Below are 22,664 nucleotides of genomic sequence, written 5' to 3'. Positions count from 1 at the left end.
GACAAAGCTCCTCAGTTCCAGGCATGGCGTGCAGGCTTGACGCCGTTGAGCACAAAGTTGCCGATCAGGTGGTATTTCCAGCGGGCCGGGTCGTGCAGGGTGTGGGTGCGCGCGTTGCGCCAGAAGCGGTCGAGGTTGTGCTTGCCGGACACCGAGCGGGTACCGGCCAACTCGAAGAGTTTGCTGCTGGCAAGCAACGCGGTTTCCGTCGACAGCACTTTGGCTTGAGCGACGACCAGGGAGGCATTGGCCACCGTGTCTTCATTGGGGTTGGCCAGGGCCTGGTCGACGGCAACGCCTGCCTTGGCGAGGATCGCTTCGGTGCCGTGGACCCGCCATTCCAGATCGCCGATGGCGGCAATGGTGAACGGGTCTTGCCAGCCGTGATCCTGCTGGCTGTCGATCCAGGGCCGGGCCTGGCGTGCAAAGATCTTGGCTTGTTCCAGGGCACCAAGGGCGATGCCGGTGTCGACGGCCGCCTGGATGATTTGCGAAATGGGGCCGTTGGCAGTGGGCTGGTCGAAGGCCTGGTGGGCAGGAATCACCGCACTCAACGGCACCTTCACGCCGTCGAGGGTCACGCCGCCGCTGGCGGTGGTGCGTTGGCCGAAGCCGTCCCAGCTGTCGATCACTTGCAGGCCGGGAGCATCCCGTTCGACAAAGGCGATGAACGCCTGGTCATTTTCGTTGACCCCCACCGCCGGCACGATATGGGCGAACAGCGCGCCGGTGCAGTAGAACTTCTCGCCGTTGATGTACGCGCTGTCGCCGTCGAAGCGCACCTGGGTGTCAAACGTGCCGGCGTTTTTGCTCTTGGCTTCGGAGAAGGCGTTGCCAAAACGGTAGCCCTGCAAGACCTTGGCGAAGTAATGCTGCTTTTGTTCCTCGCTGGCGGTTTGCAGGAGGATGTCCACCACACCCAGGTGGTTCTGCGGGATTTGCCCCAGGGACGGGTCGGCGGCAGAGATCAGCTTGATCACCTCGGCCACCGTCACATAGGAAACCCCGGCGCCGCCGTAGGCCTTGGGAATGGTGATGCCCCACAGGCCACTGGCGGAGAATTCGTCCAGCTCGGCCAACGGCAGGCGCCGCTCGCGATCGCGTACGCCCGCTTCCACGGCAAAACGCTTGGCCAACTCGGTGGCAACGGCGATGGCCTCGGCGTCCGAGCGGATGATGTGGGCAGGGTGTTGGGGTTGGGCTGACATGGGCCGACTCCAGGCTCCAGAGAGATACTGGAGTAATTGCAGGAGTCGTGCCTGAATCCAATGACCAATAAAATCAGCGGGTTGCCGGCGATTCAGCGGTATAGCGGGCGGTTCAAAACAGCAAAGTGTCCAACCACTGTTGCGCTGCCAACAGTTAGATCACCACGTTGCGTACAAAGCGCACCGCCACCTCGCCGTCATTGCGATAGGCGTGAAGCTGGCGGCTGGCGAACATCAGGAACTCACCGGTGGCGACGTGTTTTTCCTCGCCATCCAGCACCAGCGTCAGCACACCTTCGAACACAAACAACTGCACGCTCCAGCCCTCGGGGTCCGGTTCGGGCATATACCGATCACCCGGCTCCAGGCGCATCTCCCACAGTTCAACCTCGCGGCGAGCAGTGGCCTTGGCCAGCAGCACGGCCTTGCTGCCGAGGATTTCACCGGCCCAGGCCAGTTCGTTGATGCGGCTGTGATCGGGAGCATCCGGGGCCTGGATCAGGTCGCTGAAGGCTACGTCCAGGGCTTCGGCCACCCGGTCGAGGGTCGACAGGCTGACATTTTTCTCCCCCGCCTCGATCGCCACCAGCATGCGCCGGCTGACGCCGGACTTTTCGGACAAGGCCGTCTGGCTCAACTCAGCCGCATGGCGCAGGCGCCGGACGTTCTGGCTGACGTGTTGCAGGACCGAAGCCCGTTGCGGATTTTCTTTGTGCACTATATTGCTCACAGGGTGGAGTTGCGCAGTATACTGCCCAGCTTGCGGCGCATTGTGCGGTCCGCGCCCCTCCTGTGCAAGACCGAGCCGCCATGACCACCTCCTCGTTGTTTTCCCGTTTCAGCAAAGCCGAATGTGTATTGGTGGTGATCACCATGATTTGGGGTGGCACCTTTTTGCTGGTGCAGCACGCCATGGCCGTGAGCGGCCCGATGTTTTTTGTCGGCCTGCGGTTTGCGGCGGCGGCGCTTATCGTCGGGGCGTTCTCCCTGCGCAGCCTGCGGGGCCTGACCCTGTTTGAGTTGAAGGCCGGGTGCTTTATCGGCGTGGCGATCATGTTCGGCTACGGGTTGCAGACCATTGGCTTGCAGACGATCCTGAGCAGCCAGTCGGCGTTTATTACCGCGTTGTATGTGCCGTTTGTGCCGCTGCTGCAATGGCTGGTGCTGGGACGGCGGCCGGGGTTGATGCCCACCATCGGCATCATGCTGGCGTTTACCGGGTTGATGCTGTTGACCGGCCCGGCGGGCGCCTCGCTGAATTTCAGTCCCGGGGAAATCGCCACGTTGATCGGTGCAGTGGCGATTGCCGCCGAGATCATCATGATCAGCGCCTTTGCCGGGCAGGTGGATGTGCGCCGGGTGACGGTGGTGCAACTGGCCACGGCGTCGGTGCTGTCGTTCCTGATGGTGGTGCCGATGGGCGAGGCGCTGCCGGGGTTTTCCTGGTTGCTGCTGTTCAGCGCGGTGGGCCTGGGGCTGACCAGCGCGGTGATTCAGGTGGCAATGAACTGGGCGCAGAAAAGCGTCTCGCCGACGCGGGCTACCCTGATTTATGCCGGTGAGCCGGTGTGGGCCGGTGTGGTCGGGCGGATTGCCGGCGAGCGCTTCCCGCCGATTGCCATGGTGGGGGCGGCGTTGATTGTGGCGGCGGTGATTGTCAGTGAGATGAAGACGCGGGGGCAGAAGGCTGTCGAGTTGGCAGAAGAGATGGAACAGGAGCGTCAGGGTTAAGGTCTGTGCATGGGCCAACTGAAACAATGCCAAACAGCCTTTTTCAGCCTACCTTGTAGGATCCTGCCACATCTTGCCGTTTGGTGATCAAGATTCCGGCACGTATGATGCATCCCAAACTCCCGCAGATTAGAAGCCTATGTCCCTGATAGTTCTACTGCTTCTGCCTTTTATCGGCAGCTGTCTGGCGGCCTTGCTGCCGCACAACGCACGTAACACAGAGTCCCTGTTGGCCGGCCTTGTGGCCCTGGTCGGGACGGTTCAAGTCGCCCTGCTCTACCCCCAGATCGCCCACGGTGGCGTGATTCGCGAAGAATTCATGTGGTTGCCCAGCCTCGGGCTGAACTTCGTGCTGCGCATGGACGGTTTTGCCTGGTTGTTCTCGATGCTGGTGCTGGGCATCGGGACCCTGGTGTCGCTGTACGCCCGTTATTACATGTCGCCGGAAGACCCGGTGCCGCGCTTCTTCGCGTTTTTCCTGGCGTTCATGGGCGCCATGCTCGGCCTGGTGATCTCCGGCAACCTGATCCAGATCGTATTTTTCTGGGAACTCACCAGCCTGTTCTCGTTCCTGTTGATCGGCTATTGGCACCACCGCGCCGATGCCCGGCGTGGCGCCTATATGGCGCTGATGGTCACCGGCGCAGGCGGTTTGTGCCTGCTGGCGGGGGTGATGCTGCTCGGGCATATCGTCGGCAGCTACGACCTGGACCAGGTCCTGGCTGCCGGTGACCAGATCCGTGCCCACTCGCTCTACCCCATCATGCTCGCGCTGGTACTGATCGGCGCCCTGAGCAAAAGCGCGCAGTTCCCCTTCCACTTCTGGCTGCCCCACGCCATGGCTGCACCGACACCGGTGTCGGCCTACCTGCACTCGGCGACGATGGTGAAGGCCGGCGTGTTCCTGCTGGCCCGCCTGTGGCCGTCGCTGTCCGGCAGCGAAGAGTGGTTCTGGATTGTCGGCGGTGCCGGCGCCATTACCCTGCTGCTCGGCGCTTATTGCGCCATGTTCCAGAACGATCTCAAGGGCCTGCTGGCCTACTCCACCATCAGCCACCTCGGGCTGATCACCCTGCTGCTGGGCCTCAACAGCCCGCTGGCCGCCGTCGCCGCGGTGTTTCATATCCTCAACCACGCCACCTTCAAGGCGTCGCTGTTCATGGCGGCGGGGATCATCGACCACGAAAGCGGCACCCGTGACATCCGCAAGCTCAGCGGCCTGTTCAAGCTGATTCCGTTTACCGCCACCCTGGCGATGGTCGCCAGTGCGTCCATGGCCGGCGTGCCGCTGCTCAACGGTTTCCTGTCCAAGGAAATGTTCTTCGCCGAAACCGTGTTCATCTCGGCCACCGCCTGGGTGGAAATCGCCCTGCCGGTGATCGCCACCATCGCCGGTACCTTCAGCGTGGCCTATGCCCTGCGCTTTACCGTGGATGTGTTCTTCGGTCCCAAGGCCACCAACCTGCCCCACACCCCGCACGAGCCGCCACGCTGGATGCGCGCACCGGTGGAGTTGCTGGTGTTTACCTGCCTGCTGGTGGGGATTTTCCCGGCCCAGGTGGTCGGTTCGATCCTCGCCGCGGCCGCCCTGCCGGTGGTCGGCGGCGAGCTGCCGGAATACAGCCTCGCCATCTGGCACGGCTGGAACGCCCCGATGATCATGAGCCTGGTGGCCATGTCCGGCGGCGTGGTGCTCTACCTGCTGCTGCGCAAGCAACTCAAGCTGGGCCGTTTCAAATACCCGCCGATCATCAGCTACTTCAACGGCAAGCGCGGCTTCGAGCGCTGCCTGGTGGTGATGATGCGCGGGGTGCGCAAGATCGAAAAACGCATCAGCACCAAGCGCCTGCAAACCCAACTGTTCCTGCTGGTGCTGGCAGCGGTGATCGCCGGGTTGATCCCGATGCTGCACAGCGGCATCAGTTGGGGCGACCGGCCGAAGATCCCGGGCTCCATCGTGTTCGTCACGCTGTGGTTGCTGGCAATCGCCTGTGCCCTGGGCGCCGCGTGGCAAGCCAAGTACCACCGGCTGGCAGCCCTGACCATGGTCAGCGTGTGCGGCCTGATGACCTGCGTAACCTTCGTCTGGTTCTCCGCGCCGGACCTGGCGCTGACCCAACTGGTGGTCGAAGTGGTCACCACCGTGCTGATCCTGCTGGGCCTGCGCTGGCTGCCACGGCGGATCGAAGAAGTCTCGCCACTCCCCAGTTCGCTGCGCAAGGCACGCATCCGCCGCCTGCGGGACTTCCTTTTGTCCACTGTTGTGGGGGGCGGCATGGCGCTGCTCTCCTACGCGATGCTGACCCGCCAGACGCCCAACGATATCTCCTCGTTCTACCTCAGCCGAGCCCTGCCCGAAGGCGGTGGCAGCAATGTGGTGAACGTGATGCTGGTGGACTTCCGGGGCTTCGACACCCTGGGGGAAATCACCGTGCTCGGTGCCGTGGCGCTGACCGTCTACGCCCTGCTGCGCCGCTTCCGCCCTTCCAAAGAGAGCATGGAATTGCCCGCGCAACAGCGCCAACTGGCACCCGACGTGGCCACCGACCTGGTCAACCCGCGCCAGGCCAGCGACACCGCCCTGGGCTTCATGATGGTCCCGGCCGTGCTGGTGCGCCTGCTGCTGCCGATTGCCCTGGTCGTTTCGTTCTACCTGTTCATGCGCGGCCACAACCAACCGGGCGGCGGTTTTGTCGCCGGGCTGGTGATGTCGGTGGCGTTCATCCTGCAATACATGGTCGCCGGCACCCAGTGGGTCGAGGCGCAAATGAGCCTGCGGCCGATGCGCTGGATGGGCTTTGGCTTGCTGTCCGCAACGCTGACCGGGCTGGGCGCCCTGCTCGCCGGCTACCCGTTCCTGACCACCCACACCTGGCACTTCAGCCTGCCGGTGCTGGGGGATATCCACGTCGCCAGCGCGCTGTTCTTCGACGTCGGCGTGTACGCCATGGTAGTCGGCTCGACCCTGCTGATGCTCACCGCCCTGGGCCACCAATCGGTGCGCGCCCATAAACCCAGCAACCAGGCCAAAGCCGTTGCCAGCCAAGGAGGAGCCGCCTGATGGAAGAAGTCATCGCAATTGCCATTGGGGTGCTGGCGGCCTCCGGCGTCTGGCTGATCCTGCGACCACGGACGTTCCAGGTGGTGATGGGCCTGTGCCTGCTCTCCTACGGGGTCAACCTGTTCATCTTCAGCATGGGCAGCCTGTTTATCGGCAAGGAGCCGATCATCAAGGACGGCGTGCCGCAAGACTTGCTCAACTATACCGACCCACTGCCCCAGGCCCTGGTGCTGACGGCGATCGTGATCAGCTTCGCCATGACCGCGCTGTTCCTGGTGGTGCTGCTGGCGTCCCGGGGCCTGACCGGCACTGACCATGTGGACGGCCGGGAGCCCAAGGAATGACCTGGATGAATCAACTGATCATCGCGCCGATCCTGCTGCCATTGCTGACCGCCGCGCTGATGCTGATGCTCGGCGAGAAACACCGTCCGCTCAAGGCGCGGATCAACCTGTTCTCCAGCATGGTGGGCCTGGGCATCGCCGTGCTGTTGCTGTACTGGACCCAGAAAGGCGGTCCCGGCTCCATCGGCGTGTACCTGCCGGGCAACTGGCAAGTGCCGTTCGGCATCGTGCTGGTGGTGGACCAACTGTCGGCCATGATGCTGGTGCTCACCGGGATCATCGGCGTCAGCGCCCTGCTGTTCGCCATGGCCCGCTGGGACCGCGCCGGCACCAGCTTCCATGCGCTGTTCCAGATTCAGTTGATGGGCCTGTATGGCGCCTTCCTCACGGCTGACCTGTTCAACCTGTTCGTGTTTTTCGAGGTGCTGCTGGCGGCGTCCTACGGCCTGATGCTCCACGGTTCCGGCCGGGCGCGGGTGTCGTCGGGGCTGCATTACATCGCGATCAACCTGCTGGCCTCGACCTTGTTCCTGATTGGCGCGGCGCTGATCTACGGCGTCACCGGCACCCTGAACTTTGCCGACCTGGCGCTGAAAATCCCCCTGGTGCCGGAAGCCGATCGTGGCTTGCTGCACGCCGGTGCGGCGATCCTCGCCGTTGCGTTCCTGGCCAAGGCCGGCATGTGGCCGCTGAACTTCTGGCTCGCGCCCGCCTACTCCTCGGCCAGCGCGCCGGTGGCGGCGATGTTCGCGATCATGACCAAGGTTGGCGTGTACACCGTGCTGCGCCTGTGGACGTTGCTGTTCTCCGGCCAGGCCGGTGCCTCCGCACTGTTCGGTGGCGACTGGCTGATCTACGGCGGCATGGCCACCATCGTCTGCGCGGCGCTGGCGATGATCGCCGCGCAACGCCTGGAACGCATGGCCAGCCTGAGCATTCTGGTGTCCGCCGGGATCCTGCTGTCGGCGGTGGGTTTTGCCCAGCCAAGCCTGACCGCCGGCGCGCTGTTTTACCTGGTCAGCTCCACCCTGGCGTTGAGCGCGCTGTTCCTGCTGGCCGAATTGATCGAGCGTTCACGCTCGGCCAACGACGTGCCCCTGGACGATGAAATCGAAGCCCTGCCCAAGGCCATGGAATCCCTGCATCCACCGCCCGGCACCAACCTCGACGACGAACAAAAAGCCGTGGTCGGCCAGGTGATTCCCTGGACCGTCGCCTTTCTCGGCCTGAGTTTCATTGCCTGCGCCCTGCTGATCATCGGCATGCCGCCGCTGTCGGGGTTTATCGGCAAGCTCAGCCTGCTCAGCGCCTTGATCAACCCGATGGGCCTGGGCAATGCCATCGACGAGCCCGTCCGCCCGGCAGCCTGGGGTTTGGTGGCGCTGTTGATCTTCTCCGGTCTGGCCTCGCTGATCGCCTTCGCCCGCCTCGGGATCCAGCGCTTCTGGACCCCGGAAGAGCGTCCGTCGCCACTGCTGCGCCGCTTCGAATGCGTGCCGATCTTCTTCCTGCTGGGCCTGAGCATCGCCCTGACGTTCAAGGCCGAGCCGCTGATGCGCTACACCCAGGCCGCCGCCGAAAGCCTGAACAACCCGGAACACTACGTGATGGCGGTCATGGCAACACGCCCGGTGCCGAGCCCTGAAGCCAAGGCCGCCGTCGTGGAGGTGCAGCCATGAAACGCCTGTTCCCTGCCCCGTGGCTGTCATTGGCGCTGTGGTTGTTGTGGCTGGTGCTGAACCTGTCCGTGAGCCCCGGCAACCTGCTGCTGGGGGCGATCCTCGGCGTTGCCGCGCCACTGATGATGGCGCCGCTGCGCCCGCTGCCGATCCGCATCCGCCGTCCGGGCGTGATGATCCGCCTGTTCTTCCTGGTGGGCCGCGACGTGATCGTCTCCAACTTCGCCGTAGCGTGGGGCATCCTGGTCTGCGGCTCGCGGCCACCGCGTTCGCGCTTTATCAAGGTCCCCCTGGACCTGCGAGACGCCAACGGCCTGGCCGTACTGTCGATGATCACCAGCGTGACGCCCGGCACCGTGTGGTCGGAACTGGCCCTGGACCGCAGCATTCTGCTGATCCACGTGTTCGACCTGGATGACGAAGCGCAGTTTATCGAGCACTTCAAACACGCCTACGAACGGCCCCTGATGGAGATCTTCGAATGAGCGCCCTGCTCTCCAATGCGATCCTGTTCAGCCTGTTCCTGTTTTCCCTGGCCATGGTGCTGACCCTGGTTCGCCTGTTCAAAGGCCCCTCGGCCCAGGACCGGGTTCTGGCGCTGGATTACCTGTACATCCTGGCCATGCTGATGATGCTGGTGCTGGGCATCCGGTATGCCAGTGACACGTATTTTGAAGCGGCGCTGCTGATCGCGCTGTTTGGTTTTGTGGGGTCGTTTGCCCTGGCGAAATTCCTGCTGCGTGGTGAGGTGATCGAATGATCAATGTCGATGTGTTGCCGCTGTGGGTTGAAGTGATCGTCGCGGTTTTGCTGGTGACGAGCAGCGTGTTTGCGCTGATCGGAGCGATCGGGTTGTTGCGGATGAAGGACTTCTTCCAGCGCATGCACCCGCCGGCACTGGCCTCGACGCTGGGCGCCTGGTGTGTGGCGCTGGCGTCGATTGTCTACTTTTCGGCGCTCAAATCCGGGCCGGTGCTGCACGGTTGGTTGATTCCGATTCTGCTGTCGATCACGGTGCCGGTGACTACGTTGCTGCTGGCCAGGACTGCATTGTTCCGCAAGCGTATGGCCGGGGATGATGTGCCGGCTGAAGTCAGCAGCCGCCGGACTGACAGCGGCAGTTGATCCCGCCAGGCGCTTCAGTGGTGAAATTCGTTCTCCAATAGAATCCATAAAATAGAACCTCAATCGCTAATCCCGGTATCGGGATCACTTTATGAGGTTCTCTCCATGGCATTCACTCCCCTTGTCCAGGCCCGTCTCGATGCCTGGGTTGCATCAGCCGCTGACTTCGGGCCGTTTCTCACCGGCCAGACAACCACCCTCACCCTCGATGAGCAGCGCAAGGCTTACGAGCAGGTGCTGTGCGCTCATCCGATTCCCGCCGGTGTGCACTTTCGTGAGGTCGACATGGGCGGCGTGCCGGGCATGGTGGTGGTGCCTGACGGGCTTGAGGGTGATCGGGTGTTGCTGTACATCCACGGCGGTGGTTATGTCGGCGGCAGCCCACGGGGTTACCTGAGCCTTGCCGGCCACTTCGCCAAACTGCTGGGCGCAAAGGTCTACCTGCCCGATTACCGCCTGGCGCCCGAGCATCCGTTTCCACTGCCCCTCGATGACACATTGCAGGCCTATCGCTGGTTGCTCGACCAGGGTAACGACCCCAAATCCATCGTGTTCTCGGGGGACTCGGCCGGCGGTGCGATGGTCGTGTCGGTGATGGTCAAGGCCCGCAACGCAGGCCTGCCGTTGCCCGCCGGCGGCGCTGCGTTGTCGCCGTGGGCCAACCTGGAACACACCGGCGCCTCCCTCGACAGCCGTGACGGCCTCGACCCGCAAGCCTCCCGCGCGGGGCTGACACTGCTCGCCAAGGCGTTTCTCAATGGCGCGCTGCCGAATAACCCCGACGCATCGCCGGTCTTTGCCGACGTACGGGGATTGCCGCCGATCCTGGTACAGATCGGCGAGAACGAAGTGATGCTCAGCGATGCCATGCGCCTGGCCACCCACCTGGGGGAAAACCGGGTGCGCGTGTCGCTGGAGGTGTGGCCCGGCATGTTCCATGTCTGGCATCTGTTTGCGGGGATTTTGCCCGAGGGCATGCAGGCGCTGGAGAACGCCGCCCTGTTCCTGGACCAGGCAATGGGAGTTAAAGATTAATTAATCCAAAAAGAACTTGGCGCGTCTCTTCGAGCCTGATACTTTTTAATAGATTATTTAATCCACTAAAATCAGGCTCTCCTTCATGACTATCCCTACTCCTCGCTTCAGCAGCAAAGTCGCCCTGGTCACCGGCGGCTCCCGCGGTATTGGCGAAGCCATCGTCCGTCGACTGGCTGCCGAAGGTGCAGCGGTTGCGTTCACCTATTCCTCCTCCGCAGACAAGGCGTTGGCACTGGTAGGCCAGGTCGAAAGCGAGGGCGGCAAAGCGCTGGCGATTCAGGCCGACAGCGCGGACGCCGTCGCGATCGAGCGGGCGGTGTCCGCTACCGTTGAACGTTTCGGCGCGCTGAATATTCTGGTCAACAACGCTGGCATCCTGCAGCTGGGCAGTGTCGACGAGTTCAGCCTGGAGGACTTCGACAGGATGTTTGCGGTCAACGTCCGCGCCACCTTTGCCGCCGCCAAGGCAAGTTCGCCAGTGATGCAGGCCGGTGACCGGATCATCACCGTCGGCAGCGTGGTCGCCCAGCGTTCGGGCTTTCCGGGTTCCAGTGTCTACAGCATGACGAAGTCGGCGATCGCCGGTATGATCCGCGGCCTGGCGATTGATTTCGCCCCGCGCGGCATCACGGTCAACAACGTGCAACCGGGCCCGACCGGCACCGACATGAACCCGGCAGACGGGCCGCATGCGGGCATGATCAAAAGCTTGATCCCCTTGGGCCGTGTAGGCACCGCCGACGAAATTGCCGGCATGGTTGCCTACCTGGCGTCCGAAGAAGCGGCCTTTGTCACCGGCGCAAGCCTGACCATCGACGGTGGCTACCTGGCCTGATCCATCACCTGCAACCGAGGTACCCCATGGCAAGACCCAGAGCATTCGACCGCGACCAGGTGCTGCGCGAGGCCATTCGGGTTTTCTGCGACAAGGGTTTTGCCGCGGCCTCAACGGAAGAGCTGATGCAGGCCATGGGGTTGAGCCGCCAGAGCATGTACACCACCTTCGGCGACAAGCGCCAGCTGTACTTGCTGGCGATGGCCGAGTATCAGCGCACCGGTGTCGACGACCTGATCGAGCGCCTCAACCAGGGCCCGACGCCACTGCAGGCCCTGCATGACACCCTGCAATCCTTCGCCACCCGCGCCCTGCGCGAAGGCACGGCGGGGTGCATGGGCGTCAACGCCATCTGCGAGTTCGGCCAGGCCGATGATGAAATCAATCAACTCACCGCCCACAGCGCCGAACGCTTGCGCAACGCATTTGAACAAACCCTGGAACAGGCGCAGGAACAGCGCGAACTGGCCGCGGACACCGACCTGTCGGGCGCGTGTGATTTTCTGATGGCGACCCTCAGTGGTATGAAAATCGCCAGCAAGGGCGGCGCATCGACTGAGCAACTGGAACGCATCGCGGAGTTCGCGCTCCGCGCTCTCAGCGCGAAAGCGTGATCAGCCCACTACAGGATCGGCGCGCCAAATCGGCCCAGTCGTGGCATCCAGTGGTCCAGGATCTGCGCTGACGCCAGGATATGGTGGGCATGCCCGATCAACAGCCGACGCGGCACGAACCCGATATAGCGGGAGTCATCGCTGTTGTCACGGTTGTCACCCAACATGAAATAACTGTCGGCCGGCACCACCACCGGGCCGAAATTGCGCAGCGCCCGTACTGTCGGCATGAACTGCACCGTGCGCTGGCTGCTGTTCGCACGCTCCGTCACCTTGATCCCCGGGACCGTTTGACCAGGCGCGATGGGCTCGCTGATGTCCTGCCCGTTACTGTAGGTGGCCGGCGTACCGTTGACCCATAGCACTTCATCTTTCATTTCCAGGGTATCGCCGGGAATGCCGACGATGCGCTTGATCAAGCGCATGCCATCCTTGGGTGAGGAGAACGTCACCACATCGCCCCGCCGGGGGTTATCCAGCCTGGCCAGGGAAATATCGGTGAGGGGCAGCTTGAGGTCGTACGCCACGCGATTGACCAGTACTACATCGCCCTCAAGCAATGTGGGGCGCATGGAACCGGACGGGATCGGGTTCCAGTCGGCCAGGGACGTACGAAAAACGCCGAAGCACAGCCAGAAAATGATTGCGTAACGGTAGCGGATTAACCAACGGCGCATACATCCTCGCATCACAAAAAAGGGCATCGGCACAGGCCGGGCAGCCCGTGGTTATTTTTGGCAATGGTCGCTTATTACACCGGAAGATTAAATTAACATTAGCGCTGCCAGCCAATGGCAGCCGTTGTTTTCAAGCCCACAGAAAAGGAGTGTCACCCCCCATGGATATCAAATGCTCGGTCTTTATTGCAGCCAGCGTCGACGGTTTTATTGCCCGGCCAGACGGTGATATTGAGTGGCTTCATCGGCCAGAGTACGAAGGCGCCGAACTGAACGGCGTGACCTATGAAGCCTTCATCGCCACGGTGGATGCGCTGGTGATGGGACGCAAGACCCTGGAAAAAGTGTTGTCCTTTCCTGAGTGGCCCTATGAGGGCACGCCGGTCATCGCGCTCTCTCATCAAACGGTTGAGCTACCTGCGGCGTTGAAGGGCAAGGTTGAGGTGGTGAGCCAGGATCTGACCCGCCTCGTGGCCAAGTTAGCCGAGCGCGGGATGAAACACCTGTATATCGACGGAGGCCAGACGATTCAGGCGTTTCTTGAGGCGGGTTTGATCGACGAGATGATCATCACGCGTATTCCGGTTGTACTGGGTCAGGGAATTCCCTTGTTCAGCCAGGTGGGTGGCGAGCATGGTCTTCGGCATATCGCCACGTTTGCGTCGGGGAACGGGTTTGTTCAAAGCCGGTATGAGGTCAGTGGCAAGCGCTGATGCTCGCGGGCCAACACCCGGGAACGATCTATGTACGCACACAAAAAAACGCCCCGAACCAGTCGGGGCGTTTTTCATTCAGCAATCACCGATCAAGCCTGATCAGCCAACCGCCACGTCGTCCCGCCCTTCCCGTCTTCCAACACCACACCCATCGCGGTCAGTTGGTCACGGATACGGTCAGACTCCGCCCAGTCCTTGTTGGCCCGGGCAGTCAAACGTGCCTGGATCAGTGCATCCACTTCAGCCGCATCCACACGCCCTTCAGCGCCCGCTTGCAGGAAGTCATCGGCTTCCATCTGCAACACGCCCAGCACGCTCGCCAGCTCTTTCAAACGTGCCGCAAGACCCGCCGCCGCGTCGAGATCGCTCTCGCGCAGGCGGTTGATCTCGCGCACCATCTCAAACAGCACTGCACAGGCTTCCGGTGTGCCGAAGTCGTCATTCATTACTTCGGTAAACCGTGCCACAAACGCTTCGCCGCCCGCAGGTGCCACGGCTGGCAGGCCTTTCAACGCGTGGTAGAAACGCTCCAGGGCGCCCTTGGCGTCCTTGAGGTTGTCTTCCGAGTAGTTGATCGCGCTGCGGTAGTGGCTCGACACCAACAGGTACCGCACCACTTCCGGGTGGTATTTCTCCAGCACGTCGCGAATGGTGAAGAAGTTGTTCAAGGACTTGGACATCTTCTCGCCATTGATGCGGATCATGCCGCAGTGCATCCAGGCATTGGCGTAGGTCTTGCCGGTGGCCGCTTCGCTTTGGGCGATTTCGTTTTCGTGGTGCGGGAACTCAAGGTCGCTGCCGCCACCATGAATGTCGAAGGTCTCGCCCAGGCAGCAGGTGGACATCACCGAGCATTCGATGTGCCAGCCCGGACGCCCGGCGCCCCACGGCGATTCCCAGCTCGGCTCGCCCGGCTTGGTGCCTTTCCACAGCACGAAGTCGAGTGGGTCTTGCTTGGCTTCGTCGACTTCGATCCGCGCACCGATGCGCAGGTCTTCGATTTTCTTGCGCGACAGCTTGCCGTAGCCCATGAACTTGGCAACGCGGTAGTACACGTCACCATTGCCCGGGGCGTAGGCGTAACCCTTGTCGATCAAGGTCTGGATCATCGCGTGCATGCCAGGGATATGGTCCGTGGCACGCGGCTCCATGTCCGGCTTGAGGATGTTGAGGCGGGCCTCGTCCTCGTGCATCGCAGCGATCATGCGCTCGGTCAGCGCGTCGAACGACTCGCCGTTTTCGTTGGCGCGATTGATGATCTTGTCGTCGATGTCGGTGATGTTGCGCACGTAGGTCAGGTCATAACCACTGAAGCGCAACCAGCGGGTCACCAGGTCGAAGGCAACCATGCTGCGGCCGTGGCCGATGTGGCAGTAGTCGTACACGGTCATGCCGCACACATACATGCGCACCTTGTTGCCATCCAGCGGCTTGAAGACTTCTTTGGTCTTGCTGAGTGTGTTGTAGATCGTTAGCACAACAGTTTCCTTAAAGAATCACTGGCCCCACGAATCACGCAAGGTCACGGTACGGTTGAATACCGGAGCGCCTGGTTTCGAGTCCTTGATATCCGCGCAGAAGTAACCTTCGCGCTCGAACTGGAAACGGTCTTCCGGCTGTGCGTCGCCAAGCGATGGCTCGGCACGACAACCTGTGAGAACTTGCAGCGAGTCAGGGTTGATGTTGTCCAGGAAACTGGCGCTGTCTTCGGCCTTCTCGGGGTTCGGCGAGCGGAACAGACGATCGTACAGGCGCACTTCGCACTCGACGCTGGCCGCAGCCGGCACCCAGTGCACCACACCTTTGACCTTGCGGCCTTCCGGGTTCTTGCCCAGGGTGTCCGGGTCGTAGGAGCAACGCAGTTCGACGATGTTGCCATCGGCGTCCTTGATGGCTTCGTCGGCACGGATCACGTAGCTGCCGCGCAGGCGCACTTCGCCGTTCGGCTCCAGGCGCTTGTAGCCTTTTGGCGGCTCTTCCATGAAGTCATCGCGGTCGATGTAGATTTCACGGGCGAACGGCAGCTTGCGCACGCCGAGTTCTTCTTTCTGCGGATGACGCGGCAGTTCGAGGTTCTCGACCTGGTCTTCCGGATAATTGGTGATCACGACTTTCAACGGACGCAGCACGCACATGGCACGCGGCGCGTTCGCATCAAGGTCCTGGCGGATGCTGAACTCGAGCATGCCGAAATCGACAACGCCGTCGGAACGGTTGGTGCCGACCATGTCGCAGAAGTTGCGGATCGACGCCGGGGTGTAGCCGCGACGGCGGAAGCCCGACAGTGTCGACATGCGTGGGTCGTCCCAGCCAAACACGTGCTTTTCATCGACCAGTTGCTTGAGCTTGCGCTTGCTGGTGATGGTGTAGTTCAGGTTCAGGCGGCTGAACTCGTACTGACGCGGGTGCGCCGGTACCGGCAGGCTGTCGAGGAACCATTCGTACAGCGGACGGTGGCTTTCGAACTCCAGGGTGCAGATGGAGTGGGTGATGCCTTCGATGGCGTCCGACTGGCCGTGGGTAAAGTCGTAGTTCGGGTAGATGCACCACTTGTCACCGGTCTGGTGGTGATGGGCGTGGCGGATACGGTACATGATCGGGTCGCGCAGGTTCATGTTCGGCGAGGCCATGTCGATCTTGGCACGCAGTACACGGGCGCCGTCCGGGAACTCACCGGCGCGCATGCGGGCGAACCAGTCCAGATTCTCTTCCACCGAACGGTCGCGGAACGGGCTGTTCTTGCCAGGCTCGGTCAGGGTGCCACGGTATTCCTTGGCCTGTTCGGGGCTCAGGTCGTCGACGTAGGCCTTGCCGGCCTTGATCAGCTCGACAGCCCAGTCGAACAACTGGTCGAAATACTTGGAGGCATAGCGCACTTCGCCGGACCATTCGAAGCCCAGCCACTTGATGTCGCTTTCGATGGCGTCGATGTATTCCTGGTCTTCCTTGGCCGGGTTGGTGTCGTCGAAACGCAGGTGCGTGACGCCACCGAACTCCTGGGCCAGGCCGAAGTTCACACAGATCGACTTGGCGTGGCCGATGTGCAGGTAACCGTTGGGCTCAGGCGGGAAGCGGGTGACGATCTGCGTGTGCTTGCCCGAATCCAGGTCCGCCTGGATGATCGGGCGCAGGAAATTGACCGGGACGGCAGGTCCGGCCTTGGAATTCGAGGTAGGGTCGACAGTGGGCTTGCTCATAGGATCCTTGAACAGACGAAGTACTTGGCCGGGTGAGGCCGACAAACAAAGGGCTTATCATAGCCGATGCTGTCAAGCCCCTGACAGAGCGTGGCCAAAAACTGCTGCATTTATTGCATGGGCGGTAAAAAACCACCTCGAAATTCCCGCAGGTCACGCTAAACTGCGCGCCTTGGTTGCGGTTTTTGCCAAGCAGGTAAGGCGCAAAACGCCCAAACCCACGAATTCCTTGAAAGAGTAGTGAACATGACTCAAGTCAAACTGACCACCAACCACGGTGACATCGTCATCGAGCTGAACGCCGAGAAAGCGCCGATCACCGTCGCCAACTTCATCGAGTACGTTAAAGCCGGCCACTACGAAAACACTGTTTTCCACCGTGTCATCGGCAACTTCATGGTCCAGGGCGGTGGTTTCGAGCCTGGCATGAAAGAAAAGAAAGACAAGCGTCCAAGCATCCAGAACGAAGCGGACAACGGCCTTTCCAACGACAAGTACACCGTCGCCATGGCCCGTACCATGGAGCCGCACTCGGCCTCCGCGCAGTTCTTCATCAACGTGGCCGACAACGCCTTCCTGAACCACAGCGGCAAGAACGTGCAGGGTTGGGGCTACGCGGTATTCGGTAAAGTCACCGAAGGCCAGGACGTTGTCGACAAGATCAAAGGTGTGCAAACCACCGGCAAGGCAGGTCACCAGGACGTACCGGTAGAAGACGTTATCGTCGAGAAAGCCGAGATCGTTGAGTGATATTGCTGATTTCAGATTTGCATCTGGAAGAGGAGCGCCCGGACATCACCCGGGCGTTTCTGGATTTACTGAACGGCCGCGCCCGTTCCGCCCAGGCGTTGTACATTCTGGGGGACTTCTTTGAAGCCTGGATTGGCGACGATGGGATGACGCCCTTCCAGCGTTCGATTTGCCTGGCTCTGCGCGAGCTGAGCGACAGTGGCACCCAGATTTTCATCATGCATGGCAACCGGGATTTCCTGATCGGCAAGGCGTTCTGCAAAGCGGCAGGCGCCACCTTGCTCAAGGACCCGAGTGTGGTGCAGCTCGCAGGCGAACCCGTGCTGTTGATGCACGGCGACAGCCTGTGTACCCGCGACGTCGGCTATATGAAGCTGCGCCGCATCCTGCGTAACCCCATCACCCTGTTCATCCTGCGGCACCTGCCCTTGCGCACGCGGCACAAGCTGGCGCGCAAGCTGCGCAGTGAAAGCAGCGCCCAGGTGCGGATGAAGGCCAACGACATTGTCGATGTGACGCCCGAGGAAGTGCCAAGGGTGATGCAGCAGTTCGGCGTGCGCACCCTGGTGCATGGGCACACCCACCGCCCGGCGATTCACAAGTTGCAGATTGGCGAGCAGGCGGCCAAGCGCATTGTGCTGGGGGATTGGGACAAGCAAGGGTGGGCGTTGCAGGTGGATGAGCAAGGGTTTGCGTTGGCAGCCTTTGACTTCGTCAATCCACAATTGGCACTGCCCGGCGCCTGACTCGCAGACACAACACCGATCAAATGTGGGAGCTGGCTTGCCTGCGATAGCATCACCTCGGTGTACCTGATGTACCGAGGTGTCTGCATCGCAGGCAAGCCAGCTCCCACATTGACCGAGCTCGGCCTTTCGATCAGTGCCCCGAAGCCTCCGGCCCCGCCTTCGCCGCAAACGGTGGTTTCGCCAGCCACACAATCACGATCAACGCCATGAACATCCACCCCAGCAGCGTGAAGTAATCCACGGTGGACATCATGTACGCCTGGCTGGTGAGGATCTGGTCCAGTTGCGCATACGCCTTGTGCCCTGCCCCGCCCAGCGCCTGCAAGGCATCACGGGTGGCCGAGTCGTAGGTGGTCATGTTCTCGCTCATGTAGGCATGGTGCTGGTCCGCCCGGCGAATCCAGATCCAGGTGGTCAATGACGCCGCAAAGCTGCCGCCCAGGGTCCGCAGGAACGTGGCCAGGCCCGCACCGTCGGCGATTTGTGCCGGCGGCAGGTCGGACATCAGGATGCTCAAGGTCGGCATGAAGAACAACGCCACGCCGATGCCCATGAACAGTTGCACCAGGGCGATGTGGGTGAAGTCGACTTCATTGGTGAAGCCCGCCCGCATAAAGCAACTCAAGCCAATCGCGAGGAACGCCAGCCCGGCCAGCAGGCGCAGGTCGAACTTGTGCGCGTACTTGCCCACAAACGGCGACATCAGCACCGGCAGGATCCCGATTGGCGCCACCGCCAGGCCCGCCCAGGTGGCGGTGTAGCCCATCTGGGTTTGCAGCCATTGCGGCAGGATCAGGTTGATCCCGAAGAAGCCCGCATACCCCAGCACCAACACAATCGTACCGATACGAAAGTTGCGGTAGGCGAACAGCCGCAGGTTGACCACCGGGTGCTCGTCGGTCATTTCCCAGATCACGAACACCGCCAGGGCGATGGCCGAGATCACCGCGCCAATGATAATGAAGTTCGACTCGAACCAGTCCAGGTCGTTGCCCTTGTCGAGGATGATCTGCAAGGCACCGACGCCGACGATCAGGCTCAGCAGACCGACGTAGTCCATCGGCTGGTAGCTGGTGACCACCGGGCGTTTCTTCAGTTGGGAACGCACCACCATCACCGCAAAGATGCCGATGGGCACGTTGATAAAGAAGATCCACGGCCAGCTGTAGCTGTCGGTAATCCAGCCGCCGAGGATCGGCCCGGCAATCGGCGCCACCACCGTGACCATCGCCAGCAACGCCAGGGCCATGCCGCGCCTGGCGGGGGGATAGACCGCGATCAGCAGCGTCTGGGTCATCGGGTACAACGGGCCGGCGACCAGGCCTTGCAGCACCCGGAAGCCGATCAGTTCGGGCATCGAGGTGGAAATACCGCAGAGAAACGAGGCCAGCACAAACAGGATGGTGGCCCACAAAAACAGCTTCACCTCGCCGAAGCGACGGCTCAGCCAGCCGGTCAGCGGCAGCGCAATCGCGTTGCTCACGGCAAACGAGGTGATCACCCAGGTGCCCTGCTCCGAACTCACGCCGAGGTTGCCGGAAATCGTCGGCAACGCCACGTTGGCGATGGTGGTATCGAGCACCTGCATGAAGGTCGCCAGGGACAAGCCGATGGTGGCCATCAGCAAGCTGGGCGGCGTGAAGGAGGCGTTAGCGTTACTCATCGCGAATCCTGTGCAACATGATGGGCGCTACGGCCGCCGGGGCCGCGGCTGATGGATTGGCGAATCAGCGCTGGGCAGCCTTGGGAGCGGCAACGCTGTTGTCATGGATCAGTTGGGTGATCATGGCGTCGGCTTCAGCCAACTGGCGGTCGTACACGTTGGTGGTGAACGAGGCCTTTTGCGGCGCCTGCTGGGCCAGTACCGGGCCGCTCTGGTCATGCAGGTCGACGTTGACCACGGTGGACAAGCCCACTCGCAGCGGGTGCTTGGCCAACTCTTCGGCGTTCACATGAATGCGCACCGGTACCCGTTGTACGATCTTGATCCAGTTACCGGTGGCGTTCTGCGCCGGCAGCAAGGCAAACGCGCTGCCGGTACCCGCGCCAAGGCTGTCGACGGTGCCGCTGAATTTCACGTCGCTGCCGTAGATGTCAGACTCGATATCCACCGGCTGGCCGATACGCATATCCCGCAGTTGGGTTTCCTTGAAGTTGGCGTCGATCCACAGTTGATCCAGCGGGATTACCGCCATCAGCGCGGTGCCCGGCTGAACCCGCTGGCCCAGTTGCACGGTACGTTTGGCCACATAGCCAGTGACCGGTGCGATCAGGGTGCTGCGGGCGTTGGTCAGGTAAGCCTGGCGCAACTGCGCGGCGGCGGCCTGCACGTCCGGGTGGGACGAAATCACCGTGTCATCCACCAGGGCGCTGGTGGTCTTGAACTGTTGTTGCACGTTGGCCAAGGCGTTCTGCGCCGAGGTCAGGTCGTCACGGGCGTGGGACAGTTCTTCCTGGGAAATCGCCCCGCCGGCGGCGAGGTTTTTACGGCGGTTGTAGTTGTCCTGAGCCTTTTGCACGTTGGCTTGTTGCGCCAGTACCTGGGCTTTCATGCCATCGACGTTGCTGTACAAGCCCCGCACCTGGCGCACGGTGCGGGCCAGGTTGGCCTGGGCACTTTGCAGGCCCACGGCCGCATCGTTCGGGTCGAAGTTGATCAGTACCTGGCCTTCATGGACAAGGTCGCCATCGTCGGCGCCAATGCTCACCACGGTGCCGGTCACCAGCGGGGTGATTTCCACCACGTTGCCGTTGACGTAGGCGTCGTCGGTGCTTTCGCTGAAGCGGCCATAGAATTCGTACCAACCCCACACGCCCACGGCGCCGAGAATGACGATCAGCGCCAGGACAAACAGCATGACTTTGCGTTTGCGCGGGTTGCTGGTGTTGGGTTGTTCACCCTTGTTTGTTTCAGGAGCGTTGTTGCTGGTTTCGGCAGTGGCCATGACAAGTACCTTGAATTATTCAGTGCGCGTGGCTGGGGTGGTCGAGGCCACGTTATCGGCGTGGAAACCGCCGCCCAGGGCCTGCATCAATTGAATCGAAAGATCGATTTGCTCGGCATTCAGGGTGGCCAACTGACGTTGGGCCTGGAGAAGTTGTTGTTCGATGCTGAGCACGTCCAGGTAATTCCCGATACCTGAGCTGTAACGCTGGACCCCGGTGTCGTAGGACTGCTGGGCAATGTCCGCGGCGTGTTGCTGGGCCTGGATCTGCCGGCCGGTCTCGCGCAATTGCACGAGGGTGTTGCCGATGTCGCCCAAGGCTTGCACCAGGGTTTTGTTGTACTGGGCCACGGCCAGGTCGTAGTCGGCGTCGCGGGCATCGAGGTCGGCGCGCAGGCGGCCGCCGTCGAAGATCGGCAGCGAGATCGTCGGCGCAATGCTGAAGAAGCGGCTGGCCGAACCGAACATCGCATCCCCCAGCAACGACTCGGCCCCGGCACTCGCGCTCAGGTTGAGGTTGGGGTAGAAACGGGTCTTGCTGGCCGCGACGTTCTTGCTCGCCGCCTCCACACGCCAGCGCGCGGCGATCAGGTCCGGACGACGGCCCACCAACTCGGCAGGCAACACCGACGGCACGGCAACGGCACTCGGCTTGAGCACGTTGGGGCGTACCAGTTCGCTGCCGCGGTCCGGGCCTTTGCCGAGCAACACGGCGAGGGCGATCTTGGCGCTCTGCAGTTGTTTTTCCGCATCGATCAGTTGCGACTGGGAGCTGGCTTCCAGGCTTTCGGTTTGCTGGTACTGGTACTGGCTGTCGATCCCGGAGTTCAGGCGACGCTGGCCCAGGTCGAGCATTTGCCGGGTGCGCTTGAGGTCATCATTGGCCAGGTCACGCACGATATGGGCCTGGCCCAGGTCGCTGTAGGCCTTGGCGACGTTGGCCGCCAGGGTCAGGCGCGCAGCCTGTTGGTCGACTTCGGCAGCGCGGGCCTGGCCCAGTGCCGCCTCCCAGGCAGCGCGCTGGCCACCCCACAGGTCGAAGTTGTAATTGAAGCTGGCACCGATGTTACGCACGGTGGCGTACGCATCGCCCTGGCCCAATGGGTCCTGGTCCTTGGCCAGGCGCGAACGGCTGACACCGGCGCTGGCGTCCAGGGTCGGCATGCGCTCGGCGTCGGCAGCATAGGCGGCGGCTTCGGCCTGATGGGCACGGGCGCTGGCCACTTGCATGTCGGGGCTGTTTTGCAGGGCTTCCTGGATCAGGCCGTCGAGTTGTGGGTCGCCAAGGCTTTTCCACCAGTCGGCGGTGGGCCAGGCGGCGCTCGACAACGTCACACCGCTGAGGGATTTGCCGGTTTGCAGGTTATTGGCTTCGAGGCGTTTGCCTTCTGTGTTCAAGCCGCTGAAATTGGCACAACCGGCCATAGTCATGGCCACCAGCACAAGGCTGAGGCCGGCACGCAAGGAGCGATTGTTCATGCACTACCTACCCGCTGAATGGTGATGGGGTCACCCGCAGCTATCAGAATTTTCTTCAAGATTTTTTCCAGGGTTTGCAATTCACCCGGCTCCAGCGCACCCGCCAATTGGTTCAGGGCCTGGGCGCCGATCTCCGGCAGCATGTCGGCCACGCGCTGGCCTTCCGGGGTCAGCACCAACTGCACCTGGCGCCGGTCCTGCTCGGAACGCTTGCGCGCCAGCAGGTCCTTTTGTTCCAGGCGGTCGAGCATGCGGGTCATGGAGCCGCTGTCCAACGACAGGTTGCGGCACAGCTCGGCGGGGGTGTCGACGCCGTACTGGGCCATGATGATCAACACCTTGAACTGCGCGGCGGTAATGCCGTGGGGTTCCATGTGGGTGTCGATGATCTTGTCTTTGAGCAGCGCAGCACGGCCCAGCAGCAGGCCGAGGTGGCAGTTGTGGAAGTTTTCGGGGGTGAAGTGCTTCATCGTGACCAACCTATTAACTGCCTAAGCAGTGAATGTATGTCACGAT

At 62.1% G+C, this 22,664-nt stretch carries 22 protein-coding genes; 13 read left to right on the top strand and 9 right to left on the bottom strand.

The window, feature by feature from the left end:
• Positions 1-11: 11 nt before the first annotated feature.
• Both MUM_RS0103540 and MUM_RS0103535 read right to left on the bottom strand, forming a co-directional pair.
• Positions 12-1,208, bottom strand: a complete 1,197-nt coding sequence (locus tag MUM_RS0103540; protein WP_010167018.1) for an SfnB family sulfur acquisition oxidoreductase — start codon at positions 1,206-1,208, stop codon at positions 12-14.
• Positions 1,209-1,362: 154 nt separating this feature from the next.
• Positions 1,363-1,926 carry a helix-turn-helix domain-containing protein gene (locus tag MUM_RS0103535; RefSeq protein WP_010167016.1) on the bottom strand — a complete coding sequence of 188 codons (564 nt, stop codon included), beginning with the start codon at positions 1,924-1,926 and terminating at the stop codon, positions 1,363-1,365.
• A gap of 92 nt (positions 1,927-2,018) precedes the next feature.
• Between MUM_RS0103535 and MUM_RS0103530 the strand changes: the two genes are divergently transcribed.
• The 10 genes from MUM_RS0103530 to MUM_RS0103485 all read left to right on the top strand — a co-directional run bounded on the left by MUM_RS0103530 (position 2,019) and on the right by MUM_RS0103485 (position 11,635).
• The gene (locus MUM_RS0103530) at positions 2,019-2,939 is read left to right on the top strand and encodes a DMT family transporter (protein WP_010167014.1); all 921 of its coding nucleotides are present in this window, start codon (positions 2,019-2,021) and stop codon (positions 2,937-2,939) included.
• A 139-nt stretch (positions 2,940-3,078) separates the two neighbouring features.
• Entirely contained in the window at positions 3,079-6,000 is a 2,922-nt protein-coding gene (locus tag MUM_RS0103525; RefSeq protein ID WP_010167012.1) for a monovalent cation/H+ antiporter subunit A, read from the top strand.
• Complete coding sequence (locus MUM_RS0103520; RefSeq protein ID WP_003192163.1) at positions 6,000-6,344, top strand: Na+/H+ antiporter subunit C; 345 nt, start codon at positions 6,000-6,002, stop codon at positions 6,342-6,344. The genes MUM_RS0103525 and MUM_RS0103520 overlap by 1 nt, the downstream gene beginning before the upstream one ends.
• On the top strand, positions 6,341-8,023 hold the full coding sequence (locus MUM_RS0103515; RefSeq protein ID WP_010167002.1) for a monovalent cation/H+ antiporter subunit D: 1,683 nt from the start codon (positions 6,341-6,343) through the stop codon (positions 8,021-8,023). The genes MUM_RS0103520 and MUM_RS0103515 overlap by 4 nt, the downstream gene beginning before the upstream one ends.
• Positions 8,020-8,508: a Na+/H+ antiporter subunit E gene (locus MUM_RS0103510; protein WP_010167000.1), complete on the top strand. Its 489-nt coding sequence runs from the start codon at positions 8,020-8,022 to the stop codon at positions 8,506-8,508. Before MUM_RS0103515 ends, MUM_RS0103510 begins: the two co-directional genes overlap by 4 nt.
• The gene (locus MUM_RS0103505; RefSeq protein WP_003211751.1) at positions 8,505-8,783 is read left to right on the top strand and encodes a K+/H+ antiporter subunit F; all 279 of its coding nucleotides are present in this window, start codon (positions 8,505-8,507) and stop codon (positions 8,781-8,783) included. The genes MUM_RS0103510 and MUM_RS0103505 overlap by 4 nt, the downstream gene beginning before the upstream one ends.
• Complete coding sequence (locus MUM_RS0103500; RefSeq protein WP_010166994.1) at positions 8,780-9,148, top strand: Na+/H+ antiporter subunit G; 369 nt, start codon at positions 8,780-8,782, stop codon at positions 9,146-9,148. Before MUM_RS0103505 ends, MUM_RS0103500 begins: the two co-directional genes overlap by 4 nt.
• A 105-nt stretch (positions 9,149-9,253) precedes the next feature.
• Positions 9,254-10,183 carry an alpha/beta hydrolase gene (locus MUM_RS0103495; RefSeq protein WP_010166992.1) on the top strand — a complete coding sequence of 310 codons (930 nt, stop codon included), beginning with the start codon at positions 9,254-9,256 and terminating at the stop codon, positions 10,181-10,183.
• Between the two features lie 85 nt (positions 10,184-10,268).
• A complete protein-coding gene (locus MUM_RS0103490; protein WP_010166990.1) occupies positions 10,269-11,021 on the top strand; it encodes a 3-oxoacyl-ACP reductase family protein in 753 nt (250 codons plus the stop codon).
• Positions 11,022-11,047: 26 nt separating this feature from the next.
• Positions 11,048-11,635, top strand: a complete 588-nt coding sequence (locus tag MUM_RS0103485) for a TetR/AcrR family transcriptional regulator (protein WP_010166988.1) — start codon at positions 11,048-11,050, stop codon at positions 11,633-11,635.
• A gap of 8 nt (positions 11,636-11,643) precedes the next feature.
• Here the strand turns inward: MUM_RS0103485 and lepB are convergent, their stop codons facing one another.
• A complete protein-coding gene (gene lepB / locus MUM_RS0103480; protein WP_010166987.1) occupies positions 11,644-12,312 on the bottom strand; it encodes a signal peptidase I in 669 nt (222 codons plus the stop codon).
• A gap of 161 nt (positions 12,313-12,473) precedes the next feature.
• Here lepB and MUM_RS0103475 point away from each other — a divergent pair, with 161 nt between their 5' ends.
• Complete coding sequence (locus tag MUM_RS0103475) at positions 12,474-13,025, top strand: dihydrofolate reductase family protein (protein ID WP_010166985.1); 552 nt, start codon at positions 12,474-12,476, stop codon at positions 13,023-13,025.
• 92 nt (positions 13,026-13,117) lie between these two features.
• On the opposite strand, the gene cysS is transcribed toward MUM_RS0103475, so the two are convergent.
• Complete coding sequence (gene cysS, locus MUM_RS0103470) at positions 13,118-14,506, bottom strand: cysteine--tRNA ligase (RefSeq protein ID WP_010166983.1); 1,389 nt, start codon at positions 14,504-14,506, stop codon at positions 13,118-13,120.
• A gap of 18 nt (positions 14,507-14,524) precedes the next feature.
• Complete coding sequence (locus MUM_RS0103465) at positions 14,525-16,225, bottom strand: glutamine--tRNA ligase/YqeY domain fusion protein (protein WP_010166981.1); 1,701 nt, start codon at positions 16,223-16,225, stop codon at positions 14,525-14,527.
• Positions 16,226-16,471: 246 nt separating this feature from the next.
• On the opposite strand from MUM_RS0103465, the gene MUM_RS0103460 reads away from it, so the two are divergent.
• Both MUM_RS0103460 and lpxH read left to right on the top strand, forming a co-directional pair.
• Positions 16,472-16,975 carry a peptidylprolyl isomerase gene (locus tag MUM_RS0103460; protein ID WP_010166979.1) on the top strand — a complete coding sequence of 168 codons (504 nt, stop codon included), beginning with the start codon at positions 16,472-16,474 and terminating at the stop codon, positions 16,973-16,975.
• Entirely contained in the window at positions 16,972-17,721 is a 750-nt protein-coding gene (gene lpxH, locus MUM_RS0103455; protein ID WP_010166977.1) for a UDP-2,3-diacylglucosamine diphosphatase, read from the top strand. The genes MUM_RS0103460 and lpxH overlap by 4 nt, the downstream gene beginning before the upstream one ends.
• Before the next feature lie 133 nt (positions 17,722-17,854).
• Here the strand turns inward: lpxH and MUM_RS0103450 are convergent, their stop codons facing one another.
• The 4 genes from MUM_RS0103450 to MUM_RS0103435 all read right to left on the bottom strand — a co-directional run bounded on the left by MUM_RS0103450 (position 17,855) and on the right by MUM_RS0103435 (position 22,618).
• Positions 17,855-19,387, bottom strand: coding sequence for a DHA2 family efflux MFS transporter permease subunit (locus MUM_RS0103450; protein ID WP_010166975.1), 1,533 nt, complete (start codon positions 19,385-19,387; stop codon positions 17,855-17,857).
• Between the two features lie 64 nt (positions 19,388-19,451).
• Entirely contained in the window at positions 19,452-20,669 is a 1,218-nt protein-coding gene (locus MUM_RS0103445) for an HlyD family secretion protein (protein WP_010166973.1), read from the bottom strand.
• 15 nt (positions 20,670-20,684) lie between these two features.
• Positions 20,685-22,148, bottom strand: coding sequence for an efflux transporter outer membrane subunit (locus MUM_RS0103440; protein ID WP_010166971.1), 1,464 nt, complete (start codon positions 22,146-22,148; stop codon positions 20,685-20,687).
• Positions 22,145-22,618: a MarR family winged helix-turn-helix transcriptional regulator gene (locus tag MUM_RS0103435; RefSeq protein WP_010166969.1), complete on the bottom strand. Its 474-nt coding sequence runs from the start codon at positions 22,616-22,618 to the stop codon at positions 22,145-22,147. Before MUM_RS0103435 ends, MUM_RS0103440 begins: the two co-directional genes overlap by 4 nt.
• Positions 22,619-22,664 lie beyond the last annotated feature (46 nt).

Source organism: Pseudomonas sp. PAMC 25886 (assembly GCF_000242655.1).
GTDB lineage: Bacteria > Pseudomonadota > Gammaproteobacteria > Pseudomonadales > Pseudomonadaceae > Aquipseudomonas.
The sequence above is the reverse complement of the archived record's forward strand: the minus strand, read 5'-3'. Positions and strand labels throughout refer to the sequence as shown.